At 50.4% G+C, this 16,788-nt stretch carries 14 protein-coding genes; 10 read left to right on the forward strand and 4 right to left on the reverse strand.

Annotation, left to right across the window (positions count from 1 at the left end):
- Positions 1–58 precede the first annotated feature (58 nt).
- From OHJ21_RS26430 to OHJ21_RS26440, 3 genes are all read right to left on the reverse strand, one after another.
- On the reverse strand, positions 59–1,510 hold the full coding sequence (locus tag OHJ21_RS26430) for an erythromycin esterase family protein (protein ID WP_486021585.1): 1,452 nt from the start codon (positions 1,508–1,510) through the stop codon (positions 59–61).
- A gap of 173 nt (positions 1,511–1,683) precedes the next feature.
- The gene (locus tag OHJ21_RS26435; protein ID WP_009594955.1) at positions 1,684–1,881 is read right to left on the reverse strand and encodes a helix-turn-helix transcriptional regulator; all 198 of its coding nucleotides are present in this window, start codon (positions 1,879–1,881) and stop codon (positions 1,684–1,686) included.
- Positions 1,882–1,906: 25 nt separating this feature from the next.
- On the reverse strand, positions 1,907–2,422 hold the full coding sequence (locus OHJ21_RS26440; protein ID WP_100540847.1) for a DUF6773 family protein: 516 nt from the start codon (positions 2,420–2,422) through the stop codon (positions 1,907–1,909).
- Between the two features lie 503 nt (positions 2,423–2,925).
- On the opposite strand from OHJ21_RS26440, the gene OHJ21_RS26445 reads away from it, so the two are divergent.
- Both OHJ21_RS26445 and OHJ21_RS26450 read left to right on the forward strand, forming a co-directional pair.
- A complete protein-coding gene (locus OHJ21_RS26445; RefSeq protein ID WP_347708149.1) occupies positions 2,926–3,765 on the forward strand; it encodes a putative RNA methyltransferase in 840 nt (279 codons plus the stop codon).
- Between the two features lie 101 nt (positions 3,766–3,866).
- A complete protein-coding gene (locus tag OHJ21_RS26450) occupies positions 3,867–4,292 on the forward strand; it encodes a VOC family protein (RefSeq protein WP_100540581.1) in 426 nt (141 codons plus the stop codon).
- Between the two features lie 93 nt (positions 4,293–4,385).
- Here OHJ21_RS26450 and OHJ21_RS26455 read toward each other — a convergent pair whose 3' ends face one another.
- A complete protein-coding gene (locus OHJ21_RS26455; RefSeq protein ID WP_100540582.1) occupies positions 4,386–5,435 on the reverse strand; it encodes an S-layer homology domain-containing protein in 1,050 nt (349 codons plus the stop codon).
- Between the two features lie 379 nt (positions 5,436–5,814).
- On the opposite strand from OHJ21_RS26455, the gene OHJ21_RS26460 reads away from it, so the two are divergent.
- The 8 genes from OHJ21_RS26460 to OHJ21_RS26495 all read left to right on the forward strand — a co-directional run bounded on the left by OHJ21_RS26460 (position 5,815) and on the right by OHJ21_RS26495 (position 16,781).
- A complete protein-coding gene (locus OHJ21_RS26460; RefSeq protein ID WP_486021586.1) occupies positions 5,815–6,729 on the forward strand; it encodes a hypothetical protein in 915 nt (304 codons plus the stop codon).
- 221 nt (positions 6,730–6,950) lie between these two features.
- The gene (locus tag OHJ21_RS26465) at positions 6,951–7,994 is read left to right on the forward strand and encodes a LacI family DNA-binding transcriptional regulator (RefSeq protein WP_326115563.1); all 1,044 of its coding nucleotides are present in this window, start codon (positions 6,951–6,953) and stop codon (positions 7,992–7,994) included.
- 430 nt (positions 7,995–8,424) lie between these two features.
- Entirely contained in the window at positions 8,425–9,792 is a 1,368-nt protein-coding gene (locus OHJ21_RS26470) for an ABC transporter substrate-binding protein (RefSeq protein WP_486021587.1), read from the forward strand.
- Between the two features lie 59 nt (positions 9,793–9,851).
- The gene (locus OHJ21_RS26475; protein ID WP_486021588.1) at positions 9,852–12,809 is read left to right on the forward strand and encodes an extracellular solute-binding protein; all 2,958 of its coding nucleotides are present in this window, start codon (positions 9,852–9,854) and stop codon (positions 12,807–12,809) included.
- 12 nt (positions 12,810–12,821) lie between these two features.
- Positions 12,822–13,790, forward strand: a complete 969-nt coding sequence (locus OHJ21_RS26480) for a carbohydrate ABC transporter permease (RefSeq protein WP_100540587.1) — start codon at positions 12,822–12,824, stop codon at positions 13,788–13,790.
- A gap of 4 nt (positions 13,791–13,794) precedes the next feature.
- Positions 13,795–14,706, forward strand: a complete 912-nt coding sequence (locus OHJ21_RS26485; protein WP_100540588.1) for a carbohydrate ABC transporter permease — start codon at positions 13,795–13,797, stop codon at positions 14,704–14,706.
- Positions 14,707–14,716: 10 nt separating this feature from the next.
- Positions 14,717–16,180, forward strand: a complete 1,464-nt coding sequence (locus OHJ21_RS26490; protein WP_486021589.1) for a gluconolactonase — start codon at positions 14,717–14,719, stop codon at positions 16,178–16,180.
- Complete coding sequence (locus tag OHJ21_RS26495) at positions 16,161–16,781, forward strand: Yip1 family protein (RefSeq protein WP_100540590.1); 621 nt, start codon at positions 16,161–16,163, stop codon at positions 16,779–16,781. Before OHJ21_RS26490 ends, OHJ21_RS26495 begins: the two co-directional genes overlap by 20 nt.
- The last annotated feature ends 7 nt before the right edge of the window (positions 16,782–16,788 follow it).

A 16,788-nucleotide genomic window follows, 5' to 3' on the forward strand; every position in this document is an offset into this window, starting at 1 on the left:
GGATGCTTGGCATGTTAACCTATTAAATTCTTATATGACAAAGAAGAATGATAGCGCCTTAGTCTTCAGCAGACACAGAAGCCTTGGATGAAGCAGGAGATCTCATATATTGCGGCGGGTTTACGTCATCAATAAGCAGAATACCGTCGTATTGGTCACAGGCGATTAAGCTTTCCGGAATCATGCCCCAGCTATAGGCAAAACGCGGCTCGAACATCCATGAGTTGCCTGCCTCACGCTTTTGGTAACGCAGGTCAACGAAGGTATACGGTGAGCCTGCAGCCGACAGGATCGATTCCATGGATCCCGGCTCTGCCGGCAGAACGTCATGCACATTGCCCATATTATCTGCGGTTTGTCCGCTGGCCGGATACAAGCCGAGTACGTAACTGTATTTTTTCATTTCCTCCGAGAGCTTTTCCCCCATTAAAGTAACCGGATATGGCGTACCCATCACTTCGGTTTGGGCTTTACGGATGTGGTCGTTATGTCCCCACACGATGAATTTTTCCGTCGGGTATACTTCGGTTGCCAGCCACATGAGATTGTCATGCATCGCCTGATCCCGCCATTCCATCGATTCCAGGAACGGGGCATAATCGCCGCTTTCCATGCCAAGCGTTGATTGGATGGAGAGCTCTACATACTCCCGGGCTACCCGAATTCGGTCGTTCAGGGTCCGCTCGAGCAGCATGGACAGTTTGGGGTTATCCGGGTACAGCTTCTTTATATGAACTTCGTTTGCCTCCGTCTTTAAGGACACCAGAGCATCCTTGTATACTTGAATCAGCTGATGTTTCTCTTTGCGGTAAGCGGCAAGATCCCTACCAAGAGAGTAGTCGGACAATTTCTTCTCAGCTTCCGATAGGCGCTTAGCCATGGCCTGATCCTGCAGCCATTGCCCATCCAACAGCGGATACTGCAGCTGCATGTCAAAACCGGTCAGCACGAGCGGCTGCTTGCTCTGTTGTGCTGTTTTAATGTAGTCGAACAACGGCAAAATCTCCTTGGACCACCAAACGCCGAAGATGGAATCCTTCATCGTTTGTTCGGCGCTTTGCTGTCCGGCCCGGCCATAAGCCAAGGAACTGTTTCCTAGGCCGCTCTCAAAGGCCAGGACGTTATACCCCATTTCTTGATGCAGAAACTGGATCAAACGGGTCTTGGCCAGATTGAACTCGGCAACGCCGTGGGAGCTTTCCCCCAGGAACACCATGCGTTTGTCATGCAGCAAGGGCTTCAGCATGGCCAGATCCTTATACTGGTTAGAGCCGTTGGCCACGTTCGATGGCTGAATCGTATCCAGTCGGTATACATGGTCTTTGGCCCAATTCTCCCACTCGGCAATCTTTTCATCCGACGTACGTGCCGTCTTAACCTCCGTAACCTGGCCTTGGATGGAATCGGCGGCAGAAGCATCTGCTTTTCCTTCAGAGATGAAGGTGGTTCCCAATAGGGAAGCGGTGAGCAGAAACACGGTGAATGCTTTTCTAGCTTTATGTATCGGCATGCGGGTCACTCCTTATAAGATGATGATCAGTTATATGTTTTGTGGTGGTTGAACGTTTCGAAGAGAATATCAACACTATTATTTCTTGTCTTGAAGCGTTGGCATCACCTCCTTAACATCGCCGCAATTACTGTCCGGCGGCGTTAAAGAACTATAATACTGTATGGCCTACCTTAGTCCTCTTCCCAGAACAGATCGTTCAGCGTACGCGATAATGCCTTGCATATGGCAACGCACAGGCTGAGGGACGGATTGTATTTCCCCAGCTCGATCAGGCCGATGGTCTGCCTGGAGACACCGACAATCTGGGCCAGTTCTTCCTGTGATAAATCCTTCTCGACGCGGGCCATCTTCAATTTGATGTTTTTCATGCGACAGTCACCCTGATATCCCTTTCTACGAGTCGAACGGATCGTTCTGCGACATTTTCTGGCTTACCTTGTTGGCGCCGTAGTGGATCACCGAGCTCACTATAACAAAGAGCGGGACATTGATGATAAGTGTAGCGAAGAATACGATGATAAAATGTTTAATCTCGGTGGCGCTGTTGTTGTTTCCGTACAAGATTGCGCTGCGGATTCCACAGTAAAGAGCTAATATGAACCCGATGGCAAAGCACCAGAGCACATTGCGCTTATTGAACGAAACTTTGCTTCGCTGGTCATGGACCTCCACTTCATCCGAATAAATTCCCAGCGCTACGCTGCGGATACCAAAATATAAGCTTCCTCCCAGCATGATCAGCATTTCCAGCCAAACGGATTCCGTCCGTGGCAGCGCAAAAGATTTGATGATGACGGAAATGCTGCATATGATCATGATCAAGGTATACACCTCTTTATATAACTTGTTCTTCAAATTGACGATACGCTCATCCTCAACCGAGTTTTTCTTAAACCAATTCAAGCTCATCATTCCTTTCGTTTGGTTAGAGATACGTTCCTGAGATTTTCTGGATACCTGCATTGTAATAGTATTCACGTCATTTTGCAATATATATATGTCATTTTGATTTCAATATTTGTCTTTTTGACCGAGGAAGTGGATGTAGTCTCAAGAATTTCATCATAGTCCGTAGGGGGAGTTTATTCTTGATCTATTTTGCTAAAACAGAACTATAGGCCGGCGGGTTTACAACGCTTCACAGCGTGTTTAAAATGGGAATAGGGCAGATCTCTTGCCCGAATTGATAACTGGAGCGTGTTCGTTGCCATGATTATGATCCATTTCATTCGCTTACGTTAATGTGAGGTACAGATCCAAGTAGGCTCGGCCCTTTTTTTTTGACATTGCGGCTTGAGTTTATTTTTCTGTGCCTTTTTCATTACGTATGATCGAATGAAAGGGTGATTTTTGCTGTGTCCAGAAATGAAAGGTTATTACAAAAAGCACAATGGCTATCGAAACATGAGAAGATGTTTAGATGCCCGATCTGCGGCAGTTCCATGAGAGTTCAGCAGCTGGCAAGCTTGGTGTGCGAGAAGCTGCATAGCTATGATATATCGAGACAGGGGTACGTCAACCTGCTGTCCAACAGATCCAAAACCAAATATGATAAGGCCTTGTTTGAGGCACGAAAAATGATTAACAGCAGCGGGTTCTTTGGCCCGATGATTGAAGGGATTTCGAATCGTCTGATCAGGATGCAGTCTCGGAAGCCGCCGGAATCCGGCAAACCTCTGAGACTGCTCGATGCAGGCTGCGGAGAGGGTTCCCATCTATCCGCCATTGGACGTAAGCTTTTCGATCACCCCACGGTGCCGGACATTCTCGGTGTGGGCATGGATATCGCCAAAGAGGGGGTCGTAATGGCCGCCAAGACATCCCCGGACCCTATATGGTGCGTGGCTGACCTGTCTCAGAGCCCGTTTGCTGACCAACAGTTTGATTACATTTTGAATATTTTGTCCCCTTCCAATTATTCGGAGTTCAGGCGATTGCTTACGAGTGACGGAATGTTGGTGAAGGTCATTCCGGGGAGCCTGTATTTGCAGGAGCTTCGAGCTTTATTTTATACAGGTACAGGTAAGGAGACGTATTCCAATGACGGCACGATGGAGCTGTTCAGCCGACATTTTGAACGGATCGAGTTCGAAGAGATTCGGTATCGCATCATGCTGGATTCCGAGCAGACGAAGCAGCTGATTCATATGACGCCGTTATCCTGGAGCGTTTCACCTGAGGTTATTGAACGGATGTCAGGTGGAGAGATGGAGGTAACCGCCGACTTCGCACTTCTCTATGGTTGGAAATAAGGGGAAGTATTTTTCCTGCCCGGATCTCCGACGTATTTTGCTAAAGTGTCCACCATAGGAGATAATATGAGTTATCAAAATAAAAGGTGGTTAACTATCGCATGACACTTCGAATGAATCCGTATCTCATTATGGATGGAAATGCTAAGGAAGCTATTCAATTCTATGAGAAGGCCTTGGACGCCAAAGTCGTCATGGTTCAGACTTTTGGCGAGATGCCGGCCAACCCGGACTTTCCGCTGCCGGAAAGCGCGCGGGATCGGGTATCCCACGCAAACCTTATGGTCGGCGAGACGGTCTTGATGTTATCCGATACGTTTCCCGGTCAACCGGTCCAATCCAGCAATCAGGTCCAGATCTGCATCATGACCGATGCAGCCGAACATGCGAAGCAGATATATGAAGCGCTGCGTGAGGGCGGCAAGGTCGTTATGCCGCTGCAGGAAACATTCTGGAGCCCGGCCTACGGGATCGTTGCGGACAAATACGGCGTTAACTGGAATATCTCAACCGAAGTTGAAGCTTAGAAGCAGATGCTACTCCTGCAGGTATAATAAAAAGGCCCTGACGGCAAATCGTCAGGGCCTTTTTCGGTTAAAGCCAAAATCCAGTTTCCTAATCTACGCCCGCGATCCATCCCACCACTTATAGTAGATGTGGACATGCCCGGCGGGGCTTGCCACAAGCGGATCGATCACGATCGTCTTGCCGCTCACTTTCAGCTCGATCACCTTTTTGTTCTTCTCGGCGGAGTCTATCTTCGCGAGGAAGGAGGAATCGACTTGGAATCCATACAGTTGGAGGAGCTCGATCAGCATGCTGCGCTGCGTTTTATCGGCGGCATTGGAAAGCGCGATTCCGCTGAACTGCATAATCTGCGGCTCGAATTGAACGGACACGGCATAATCCGTTTCGCCGGTTTGCTTTGTGCTGGTCATGACTATTTTGTTTGACCCGTCGTCATAGATCCTGTAGCCGCTGTAGTTCGAGAATACCTTCTGACGAATCACGAGATACATCTCATCCCGGTACACATCCCAAGGCGTTGGCAGCTTCGGAAGCATCGCCTCCGCACTTGGCACAGTGGGGCGATCATACAGGTTCGACATTCCACGATCGGTCAGGTTCTTGATAAGCTGAAGCACTTCAGCGCGCGTGATGGTGCCGCTGCCTACATACCCTTCAATCGTGTTTTCGCCCTTGATCCGGCCCTGCGCGTATTTTTTACCCAAAACGTATTGAATCGCTTGATTCCCGTCGTAGTTCACGCCGTCGGCGCTGGATATCAGCTCGGCCACATGGGCCCGCGTTATGTATTGGCTGCGCTTGGTTTTGTCTGCGAATCCGTGAACAGGATAGTTCTTGAAGTGCAGAAAATGATAATATTTATCCGACCATAGTTCGGTCAAATAGTTCTCCTGCAGGTCTTTGCCCGTGATGCCGACAACGAGCATACGAATGAATTCGGCCTCGGTCACATTTTGGTTGGGCATGAACATCCCATTGGCATAACCGTTGACAATCCCTTGATCGACGCCCCATTCGATGGTCGTTTTTGCCCAGTGATTATCAATATCCCGAAACGTAACCCCGGCGGAAGCGCTGCCAGCCCCTACGAATAAAGAGACAACCAGGAGTATAGGCGCACATAGTGTCCTGAACTTCAACATCTGCAATCCTCCATCTATAATTTGCTAAAATACTACAAAATACATTGTATAAGTGTGTTTTTCGAGCGGTCAAGCGTCTGGAAGCGGTTCTTGTCAAAGATGGGCTGTTATAACTAGCTAACTAACTTAAGCGATACTTAGTGACTACAGGACTAAGGAAGTGCATAAATCCTCCACTTTGGAAATGGAATTGCGAAAGAAAGACATGTTTTTCGCGAAGGAGCTAGGGAATGGAGGACGCTGTACCCTGAAATATTCGAGCGTGGAAAAAGACAGCTATAGTCTAAAAGTTAGGGGTTCGGAATTCCTATTGGAAGATACCAAGCCATTAGGTAAAATATCCCTTGTTTACGATCTATAGAAGAGGGGCGAAATTTTGATGAGATTGGTGCGAAAATCCTTATTGACCCTGTGCAGCCTTTTGCTTGCAGTCTCGGTCCTGATCCCGCAAACAACGGTTCACGCAGCGGATCAGAAATGGATGAATCAAGTATGGAGCGAGTATAAATCCTATCATAAGAAGACGGTAAACGCCTATAACAATTACCAGAAGCAAGCGGACAAGAAATATAAGTTATTTTATGAAACAAGCCATGCGTCGCTGGATCAGCTGGAGAAAAAAGTGCTGGAGGATCAAAAGCAGTGGGATGAGAAGCTTCAAGCTGATTTGGAGCAGCTGAAGCTGAAGTATGAAGGAAACCGGGACTTAAAGGATAAGCTGACACAATATGAACGGTTCATCAATCCAAGTTATTTGAACAGCCCGATGTGGAAGTACGCGAATGCTGCAAACCGGAGTTATTTGAATAGCACGCTCTGGAAACTAAGCAAAGAAATGAACGAGGATTATTTGAACAGCTTGATGTGGACCTATAAGAAGACGATCAGCCCGGATTATTTGAACAGCTCCGCGTGGAAATTTAACAAAACGGTCAGTGAAAGTTATTTGAACAGCCCGATGTGGAAGCTTCGGAACGGGTCCAGTACGTCGTACCTGAACAGTCCGATGTGGAAGTACAAACAGGGGAAAATCAGCAAGGCAACAGCCAAGAGCCAATACAGTAAGCTGTTTAAGGAACAGACAACCGCGATCTCCAAGAGCAACGCCGCAAGAAAATCCGAAATAGCGAAAATGGCAAGCGGCACGCAGAAGAAGATAGGGGAGCTTTACAAGGAAACAGTGGTCACACTCGAGACACGCCGCGAGGAGGCACTGAAGAGCATCTCCGATCTTCGGATCGAAATCACCGGAGAAGGCTTGCAATGGGAACCACTGCTCGTGAAGAAACCATAATATCGTAAATCTTACCGCTTACTGGAGAAGAGCTGCTCTCATGGTCTAAACATGATCATAGGGGCGGCTTTTGTTTTTGTAAAAATGAAAACAAGAAAATGCAGGATATTCTTTGACTTTGACGATTATTTCAAATAATATTATGTCAGTAACCTAACAAAAACTAACAATAATAACACGGAAATTGAACGACAAATTCGCACTTAAGTAGGTTGATAACGATGAAAACGAAAGTGACGATTCAGGAAATTGCCGATTTTACCGGCGTGTCTAAATTCGCGGTATCCCGTGCTTTGTCGGGGAAGTCGGGCGTCAGTCCCCAGACCAGGGATATGATTCTGAAGGCAGCCGGACAGCTTGGATATTTTAAGGATCAGCCGAACCAAGCGGCGGGAAAAAACCAGCAGCTTCAAGATCCGGAGAACAGAAAATGGGCGGGGGCGGTGCTTGTCCTGTTCCCGAATGTCCGTTATCAAAATCGGGAATCCCTTTATTGGGGACCGGTGTTTGACGGCATATCCGCTCGCCTGAATCAGAAGGGACTGGACATTCTGACGCTGACGGAGCCTTCGAATGACCATATGTTCACTCTGCTAAATCCCCAGGGGATTCTCGGAATTGTGACGGTGGGATCTGTATCCACCCAAAATTTAATGGACATCAAGAAGCTGAACATTCCCGTGGTCATGGTGGACCACATGGACCCGGCGTTCCAATCGGACACGGTGTTCACTGACAATATGCACAGCATGAAACAAATCATGACCAAGCTGATCAGCAGAGGTTATAAAAAATATCAGTTCATCGGCAATATCGAAGATGCCCAGAGCTTTTATGAGCGTTGGATCGGCTTCTCGTCCGCGCTGGCCGATTACAAAATCGAACATCGGCAGCTGCCTTCCCTGATCAGCCCGGAGATTGAGAATATACACGAAGCGTTAGGAAAGGCTCTTGCCGGAAACGAGCTTCCGGAAGTGTTTGTGTGCGCTAACGATATCACCGCCATGTTCGCCATGGAGGCGCTCAGGAATCAGGGCATCGACGTACCAGGCCGTGTACAGGTGACCGGATTTGATAATACGTACGATAACCTGCCGATTATGGCAACCGTCAACATCGATAAGGAACTGCTCGGGATGCGTGCCGTTGATCAATTGCTCTGGCGAATACTGAATCCGGATTCGAATTACGAGCGGCTTCTAATTCAAGCAGATGTCATTGTTAGGGATTTGAATAACGCAACACGCGATACGGATGAACAATAAGCTGTAATGTCATATCTTCATGTTAGCTCCGATGTCTTCATGACATCGGGGCTTTTTACTTTCATAACAAAAAAATAACAAATATATTGGCCTTTATAAGGGGCGTTTTATCCAGATGAATTAAAATAAACCGTTGATATATATGGAATTATATCGAATAAAGCCGAACTGTGTAGATTCATATTGTAATCGTTATCACTAAATATTTAGGTGAATTATAACACTTTAATTAGGTTTTTTGTTATTATCAACATAATTTATATTGACTAACTCACAAATAGGGTGATATATTTTTTGGCAAACAGGGATAACGGATTGGGGGGGGCCGAGGGGAGCAGCAGGGAGCACCGGGAATAGATCTATTCAACATCATCTTAGGGGTACATGCAGCAGTTAACAGGGTGTTAAACAAATAAGGGAGGTTTTTGGTGTGAGAAAAATGAAAGGGCTTTCTTTGTTGCTTGTTTGTTTATTATTTTTGATTACGGCCTGCAGCGGCGGAGGGGCAAAACAAGCAGAGACACCGCCTGCGACTCCGGCTCCTAGCACGGAAACCGCGACAGAGACTCCAAAAGAAGAACCCGCTGAACCTGAGGCAGAACCTGTTGATCTAGGCGGCCGCGTGATTAAGGTCGCTGCCTGGTGGGACCTGAAGCCGGCAGGCACAACAGCCGGAGAGAAAGCCCGCCTGGAGAAGATTGCTGAAATCGAGAAGAAGTACAATTGCAAGATTGAGTTCGTCAACGTTCCTTTTGAGGAGTACATGAACAAATTCACGACAAGCGTACTGGCAGGCGAGCCGTTTGCCGATATCGTGCAGCTGGAGTACAAATCGGCACTGCCGGCCATTATGAAGGGGCAGATTCTGCCGATCAGCGAGTTTACGACGGATCAGAACAACATTAATAACGAAGCCGATCTGCAGACGAAATATCCTTCCATTGGCGGAGGGGAATACGGATTCGATAATCCGACCTCCATCGGGCTCGGACTTCATTACAATCGTGATTTGTTTAAGAAGAACGGCCTCCCGGATCTTCAGGAGCTGTATGCCAAGGGAGAATGGAACTGGGATAAACTCATGGAAATTGCCAAACAGGCAACCAAAGATACGAATAACGACGGGAAAACGGACGTATGGGGCTTCTCCGGCTGGGCGATTGATGCGGTAAAGCATTTCACCGCTGCTAACGGGGGGAAAATCGTTGATGACTCCAATGGCAAAGAAGGCTTGACCGATCCAAAAACATTGGAAGCAGCCGAATTTGTGAACCGCCTCTACAACGTGGAGAAGGTTGTTAAAGTCAAGAGCGGCAACAAAACAAACTGGGAAGAGACAAACACCTTTAAGGACGGCGATGTAGCCATGTTTACGGCAGCGGAATGGATGCTCGGCGACATTACGTTCGAGGTCGGCGTGGTTCCGATTCCTAGCGGTCCGCAAGGCTCGGTGGAAACAACGTATGCCAATACCGCCGCATCCGCGAAGTTCATTCCAAAAGGCGTGAAAGATCCGGCCATCGTCTATCAAATTTATGAAGAGACGTTCGATATACCGCCAACAGAGGAATATCCGGGTCAGGATTACCTGGAGAGCATCTATACCAATCAGGAAGACATCGACATGATTCGCGAGCATATTGCCGGAACCGGCGTCATCACGGTTGACGAGGCTTACACGGATTACCCTACGGGCGCTTTCATTGAGGATATTATCGTGAACAATCAATCGGTAGCCGCTACGGCCGAGAAATATAAACAACAGGCACAGGCTGCTGTCGATAAAATGGGCAAATAAGATGGACGGGGGCGTTTTGCGCAAGCCGCGCCCCCTTCTCCTGAACAGGGGGATGAACATTGACACTTCAAACGCAGCTGAAAAAATGGATGAACCGATTATGGATTCTTTTGGCGGTCATGGCCGCTTTGATTGTGTTCTTTAATAGAGGGGGAAGTGAACTCGGATCCGTCGGAAAAGCGGAAGACAGCCGGACCGAGCTTTCATTGGAACGTCCCGCATCGCTGGTCAATCTCAGCACGCAGCCGGGAAAAAGCCTCTCCTATGCCCAGTATTTGTCGGATCATGACGAAAAGAGTCGGCCGGATCGTGAAATCACGATTCCCGCTGTCGATTACAGCCGTGCCGAGGGCGGGGAATTCCGCAAGCTGGAAGCCTATGAGGGTCATTCGGGTACCTCGCTTTTTACGGGCGAGAAGGGTGAGGTGGAATGGAAGGTTCATGTGGAGGAAGAGGGATTGTACAATCTGTCCCTGCTCTATTATCCAGTGGAAGGAAAGAGTTCCTCCATTGAGCGTTCCATCCGCATCGACGGGGAGGTTCCCTTTCAGGAGGCGGCCTATTTGCAATTTGACCGGATATGGGATAACGCCAAGGACAGCATCGATCAGGATAACCAGGGCAATGACCTGAGACCGAAACAAATCGAACGTCCGGCCTGGGTTGAGGCAGTGCTTAAGGATGCGGACGGATACATTACGGAGCCGTTTCTTTTTTACTTTGAAAAAGGGGAACATACCGTGTCCCTTACAGCAGCAAGGGAGCCGATGGTGATCGGAGAGCTGAAGCTTTTTAAGCAGGAGGGCCCGCTGACGTACGCCGAGCTGCATCAACAGTATGAGGATGAAGGGATTCGGAAAATCGAAGGAACCGTGCTTACAATTCAGGGTGAGGACGCAGTCGCCAAATCCTCGCCGACCTTGTATCCGTTAAGCGAGCGTTCGAGTCCGAGCGTCAGTCCCTACAGCGCGTCGAAGGTACGGATCAATACCATCGGCGGCTTCAACTGGCGGCTGCCCGGACAGTGGATCGAATGGGAGCTGGATGTACCCGAGAGTGGGCTCTACCAGATTGCATTCAAATCGCAGCAAAATTTTGTAAGGGGCATATACTCGACGAGAAAGCTGACGATCGACGGGAAGGTTCCGTTTGAAGAAATGAACCACGTCGCTTTCCGCTTTAAGAATGGATATCGCATGGACGTGCTTGGGGGCGATGAACCTTATCTGTTCCGGTTGGAGCAAGGTAAGCATGTGTTACGCCTCGAGGCGAGTCTGGGTGAATTCGCTCCGCTCATTCATGAGGTGGAGGATAGTCTGCTTAACCTGAATGCCATGTATCGCAAAATATTGATGATCACCGGCACGAATCCGGATGAATTCCGGGATTACCGCGTAGAGCAGCGGATACCGGAGCTGCTGGAAATCTTCCGGTACGAGAGTGACAGATTAAAAGCCATCGCGGCCAGATTGGTTGAGCTGTCGGGACAATCCGGCGACCAGGAGGCCCTGCTGAAGACCATGGCGCTTCAGCTGGATGAGATGATCGAGAAGCCGGATACGATTCCGCGCAGGCTGGAGGCTTACAAGACGAACAGCGGCGGACTCGGAACGTGGCTGCAGCAGGCAAGGGAGCAGCCGCTCGAGATCGATGCCCTCTACGTTGCGTCAGCCGATGCCAAGCTGCCGAAGAGCGGAATGGGGGCAACCGATAAGGTGAAGCATGAAGTGTCGACGTTCTTCAGCTCCTTCTTCATCGATTACAACAATATCGGTAATGTCTCGGATGAGAAGAATCAGCGTTCGATCACGGTATGGATCGGCAGCGGGCGGGATCAGGCCAATACCATCAAGGCAATGATTGATGAGACCTTTACGCCGGAGACCGGAATCAACGTCAATCTAAAGCTGGTGAACATGGGGACGCTGCTCCCCGCAACGTTGTCAGGTCAGGGACCTGAGGTCGCGATGCAGATCGGCAATGACCTCCCGGTGAACTTCGCCATGCGGAATGCGGCAGCGGACCTGACGCAATTCCATGATTTCGAATCGGTAGCGGACCGGTTCTGGGACAGCGCCTTGGTGCCTTACCGATACCTGCAGGGCGTGTACGCGCTGCCCGAGACGCAAACCTTCAACATGATGTTCTACCGGAAGGATGTGCTGGAGGAGCTTGGTCTTGAAGTTCCGAAGACTTGGGACGACGTGGCCAGCCTGCTTGCCGTATTAAACAAAAATCATATGCAATTTGGTCTTCCTGTTGTGGCGCAGGCACCGGATCAGTGGACCACGCTGCCGCCGAATTCTTTATATGCCGCGCTCCTGATGCAATCCGGCGGGCAATTTTACCGCAACAACGATCAGGAATCGGATCTGGATTCCAAGATTGGGCTGGAGGCCTTCAAACAATGGACGGAATATTACACGGATTACAAGCTGGAGCGGGAATACGATTTTGCGAACCGATTCCGTACCGGACAGATGCCAATCGGTATTTCCGACTATACCACCTATAACCAGCTGTCCGTGTTCGCGCCGGAGATCCGGGGCGTATGGGGCTTCGCGCCCGTACCGGGAACCGTTCAGACGGACGGCACCATTGACCGCACCGTTCCAAGCGGCGGCAGCGCCGTGCTGATGCTGGACGATGCGAAGGACAAGGATGCAGCCTGGGAGTTCCTGAAGTGGTGGACCAGCGATGCAACACAGACGAACTTTGGCCGCGAGATGGAAGGACTTATGGGGGCGGCGGCCCGCTATCCGACCGCCAACATCAAGGCGCTGGACAGTCTGCCATGGCCGGTAGCCGACTATGAGAATTTGAAATCCCAATTTGAATGGGTCCAGGGAATACCCGAGGTGCCGGGCGGCTATTCCACGGGCAGACATTTGTTCAATGCCTTCTACCGTGCGGTCATCAGCGGCATCGAGCCGCGGGAGGCCTTGATGGATTCGGTGCAGTATATTCACGACGAAATCCGAACCAAGCAAGAAGAATTCGGCGAGCTGCAGGAATAGGGGGAGTCCAAATTGCATAATGCCAGCCTTCAGGATCCTGAGGTTACGATGCCCGCCGCTATCCGCCCCGTTAAGCCGCAATCCTGGTGGAAGCGGAAGCTGGCGGAGATGAAGGCCAGCAAGCATTCCTATATATTGCTTGCGCCTTATATGATCCTGTTCACGCTGTTTACCGTGTTTCCGGTCGTCATTTCGATGATTCTCAGCTTTACGTACTTTAATATGCTGGAGTTTCCGCGGTTTGTCGGTTGGGATAATTACACACGACTGTTCCTGGAGGACGATATCTTTCTGGTTGCGCTGAAGAACACGCTGCTCTTCGCCGCCATAACAGGACCCATCAGCTATTTGGCCTGCTTTCTGTTTGCTTGGGTCATCAATGAGCTGGGTCCGCGGCTGCGGGCGTTCATGACTCTGATCTTCTATGCGCCTTCGATCTCGGGGAACATTTACTTCATTTGGCTGATGATCTTCTCGGGCGACCGCTACGGCATAGCGAACGGTATGCTGATAAAGCTCGGCATCATTCTGGAGCCGATCCAATGGCTGAAGACCGAAGCGTTGATCATGCCGATTATCATTCTGGTCCAGCTGTGGCTCAGCCTTGGAACCGGCTTCCTGGCTTTCATCGCCGGTCTTCAGACCGTAGATAAAACGCTCTACGAAGCCGGGGCCGTGGACGGGGTCCGCAACCGCTGGCAGGAGCTGTGGTTCATTACGCTGCCTTCGATGCGGCCCCAGCTCATGTTCGGCGCGGTCATTCAGCTCACGACATCGTTTGCCGTGGCCGACGTCTCGATTGCGCTTGCCGGTTTCCCGAGCGTGAACTACGCGGCGGAAACGATCGTAACGCATCTCATTGATTTCGGCACGACGCGCTTCGAGATGGGCTTTGCGTCGGCGATTGCGACCGTGCTGTTCATCCTGATGGTGGGAACCAACCTGATCGTCCAAAAATTGCTGCGCAAGGTAGGTGAGTAGACGCATGAGGGTTACATACGAACTTCCGAAAAAACGGGGCAGCCGCCTGCTGAACGTAAGTCTTAAAGCTCGCAGCAAACGGGTAAACCGTTCCTTCATGGGCACCATCTCCCTGTTTGCGCTGCTGGCGGTGTTCGGCGCTTTCATGGCGCTGCCATTGGTGTACGCCATCAACAATGCGTTCAAGCCGCTGGACGAAATTTTCCTGTTCCCGCCCACATTGTTTGTCCGCAATCCAACATGGAATAACTTTTCCGATTTGATCAATCTGCTGGGCCAGTCCTGGGTACCGTTCTCGCGGTATATCTTCAATACGGTCTTCATAACCGGGGTCGGCATTGTCGGGCATGTGATCTTTGCCTCCGCCGCGGCTTATCCGCTGGCCAAGCACAAGTTTCCGGGCAAGGTATTCCTGTTCCAGGTCGTGGTGCTGTCCCTGATGTTCACGCCGGTCGTTACGGCGACGCCGAACTATATGATCCTGTCGTGGCTGGGGCTGATCGACACCTACTGGGCCGTCATTATACCGGCTTTCGGCTATTCGCTAGGGTTATATCTGATGAAGCAGTTCATGGAACAGATACCGGATGCCCTGCTGGAGGCGGCCAAGATCGACGGAGCCAGCGAATATCGGATCTTCTGGTCCATCGTGATGCCGAACGTGAAGCCGGCTTGGCTCACGCTGATCATTTTACTGTTCCAGATCCTGTGGGGAACCGATGGCAACGGCTTTATTTACAGCGAGCAGCTCAAGACCCTGCATTATGCTTCCAATCAGATCATTCTGGGCGGTATTTCCCGGGCCGGCGCAGGCGCGGCCGTGGCAGTCATCCTGATGAGCGTGCCGATTGTGCTCTTTCTGTTCTCGCAGAGCCGGATTATCGAGACGATGGCCACATCCGGAATGAAGGACTAGGGGGGATCACATGTCAGCGAAAAAATGGTTGCTATCGCTCGCGGCGGCCTCCCTGCTGCTAACCGGCCTGATGCCGGGGAGCGTCTCCGCCAGTGCTCCGTATGAGAGCTATATCTACAATTATTGGGAGGAAACGGTCGCCGTGCCTGCAGCCTATCTGCCGGTTCGCTCCGTGACAGGGAAGGATCTGGGTATCGGGGAGTTTCTGGAGCCCAGCGATATGCATGTGTCAGAGGCCGGAAACATCTACGTGCTGGACAGTGGCAACAAACGTATTGTTTGCCTCGATGAAACGTGGAAGGTCGTTCGTGTCATCGATATTTTTATGAATGATGGGAAAGAGGACGGTTTTGCGAACCCTACCGGCATCTTCATTGACGGAGATGAGCAAATCTATGTTGCGGATACGGACCACCAGCGGGTTGTCGTATTAACGGCGGAAGGCAAGCTTGTCCGGATCATCGAGCAGCCGGAGTCGGATGTGCTGCCTCAAGGCTTTCAATTCATTCCGCTGAAAGTAACGGTGGATGAAGCCAAGCGGGTATTCGTTGTCGCACGCGGCGTTTACGAAGGCATAATGCAGTTCGAGGAGGACGGTACCTTTCTAGGCTACGTCGGAACGATTAAGGTGAAGCGCGATTATGGCGATTATTTCTGGCGATTGGTATCGACGAGCGCGCAAAAGGCCCAGATGAGACTGTTCATCCCGACCGAATTCTCCAATCTGGATATCGACGGAAAAGGGTTCGTTTATGCCACGAATATTGATGTCGGCTCCAAGGAGCCGATTAAACGCCTCAATCCGTCGGGTGAGGATGTGCTGAAACGCTTTGGCTACTTTCCGGTTGCCGGGGATATTTATTATCGGAGAACGGTAGGTCCCTCCAAGTTCGTTGATATTAAAGTGCTTGGCGACGGGATATACAGCGCGCTGGACTCTACCCAGGGGCGCGTATTCACTTACGATGAGACCGGGAACCTGCTGTATGTCTACGGCGGCATCGGGAATCAGCTGGGCGTGTTTAAGACGCCGGCGGCAATTGAACAGCTTGGAGACCGTCAGCTTGTGCTGGACCGGGGAAAAGCGAGCATTGTCATGTTCGAGCCGACCGAGTTCGGGAAGCAGGTTGACCTTGCTGTCCGCCATCATTACCGGGGAGAAGATGCGGAGGCGGAAAGGTACTGGGAACGCGTGCTTCAGCTGAATGCCAACTATGACATCGCTTATATCGGCATCGGGAAAGCGAAGCTCATGAAGGGGGAGAACAAGGAAGCCCTTCGATATTTTGAGTTAGGCATGGACCGCAAAAATTATTCCGTTGCTTATAAACGATATCGCAGGGAGGTCATGAAGGAGCATTTCGGCACCATTTTATCGGTTGGGACCAGCGCTGTGCTGCTCTATGCGGTCTATAGAACGGTGAGATACCGAAAGCAGAGGAGGGAAGGGAAGCATGAAACAGGATTATCTTAGATTCCCCCTTCATTTGATCGTGCACCCCTTCGATGGGTATTGGGACCTGAAGTATGAGAACAGAGGACGCCTCGGAGTTGCTTATGTCGTATTGGCGCTTGTGGTCATGGCCATGATTCTGCAGCGGCAGTATGCGGGATTTCTGGTCAATTACAATGATCCGAGGACGCTGAGCAGCATCGACGAACTGATCTATTTCGTGCTCCCGTTCTTTCTGTGGTGCGTCTCCAATTGGTCGGTCACCACGCTCATGGGCGGGGAAGGAAAGTTTAAAGAGATTGTGATGGCCAGCGCGTATGCCCTGATTCCGATGGTTCTGATTTATCCGCCCATGACGCTGGCGAGCCGGTTCATGGTCCAGGAAGAGACCGTGTTCTACTATCTGCTCACATTGGTAGCGGCGATCTGGTTTATCGGGCTGCTCTTTGTCGGTACGATGACGGTTCATCAATACTCCGCAGGCAAAACGATCGTCACGATGTTTCTGAGCTTGATCGTCATGGGCATTATTGTATTTCTGGGCACGCTCGTCCTGAGCATGCTGCAGCAGATTTACACGTTCGTTGTCAACGTTTACCGAGAGATCCTATTCAGGCAATAAGGAGGCC

This window comes from Virgibacillus sp. LDC1, from assembly GCF_025792345.1.
In the GTDB taxonomy this organism is placed as follows: Bacteria; Bacillota; Bacilli; order Paenibacillales; family Paenibacillaceae; genus Paenibacillus_AQ; species Paenibacillus_AQ lautus.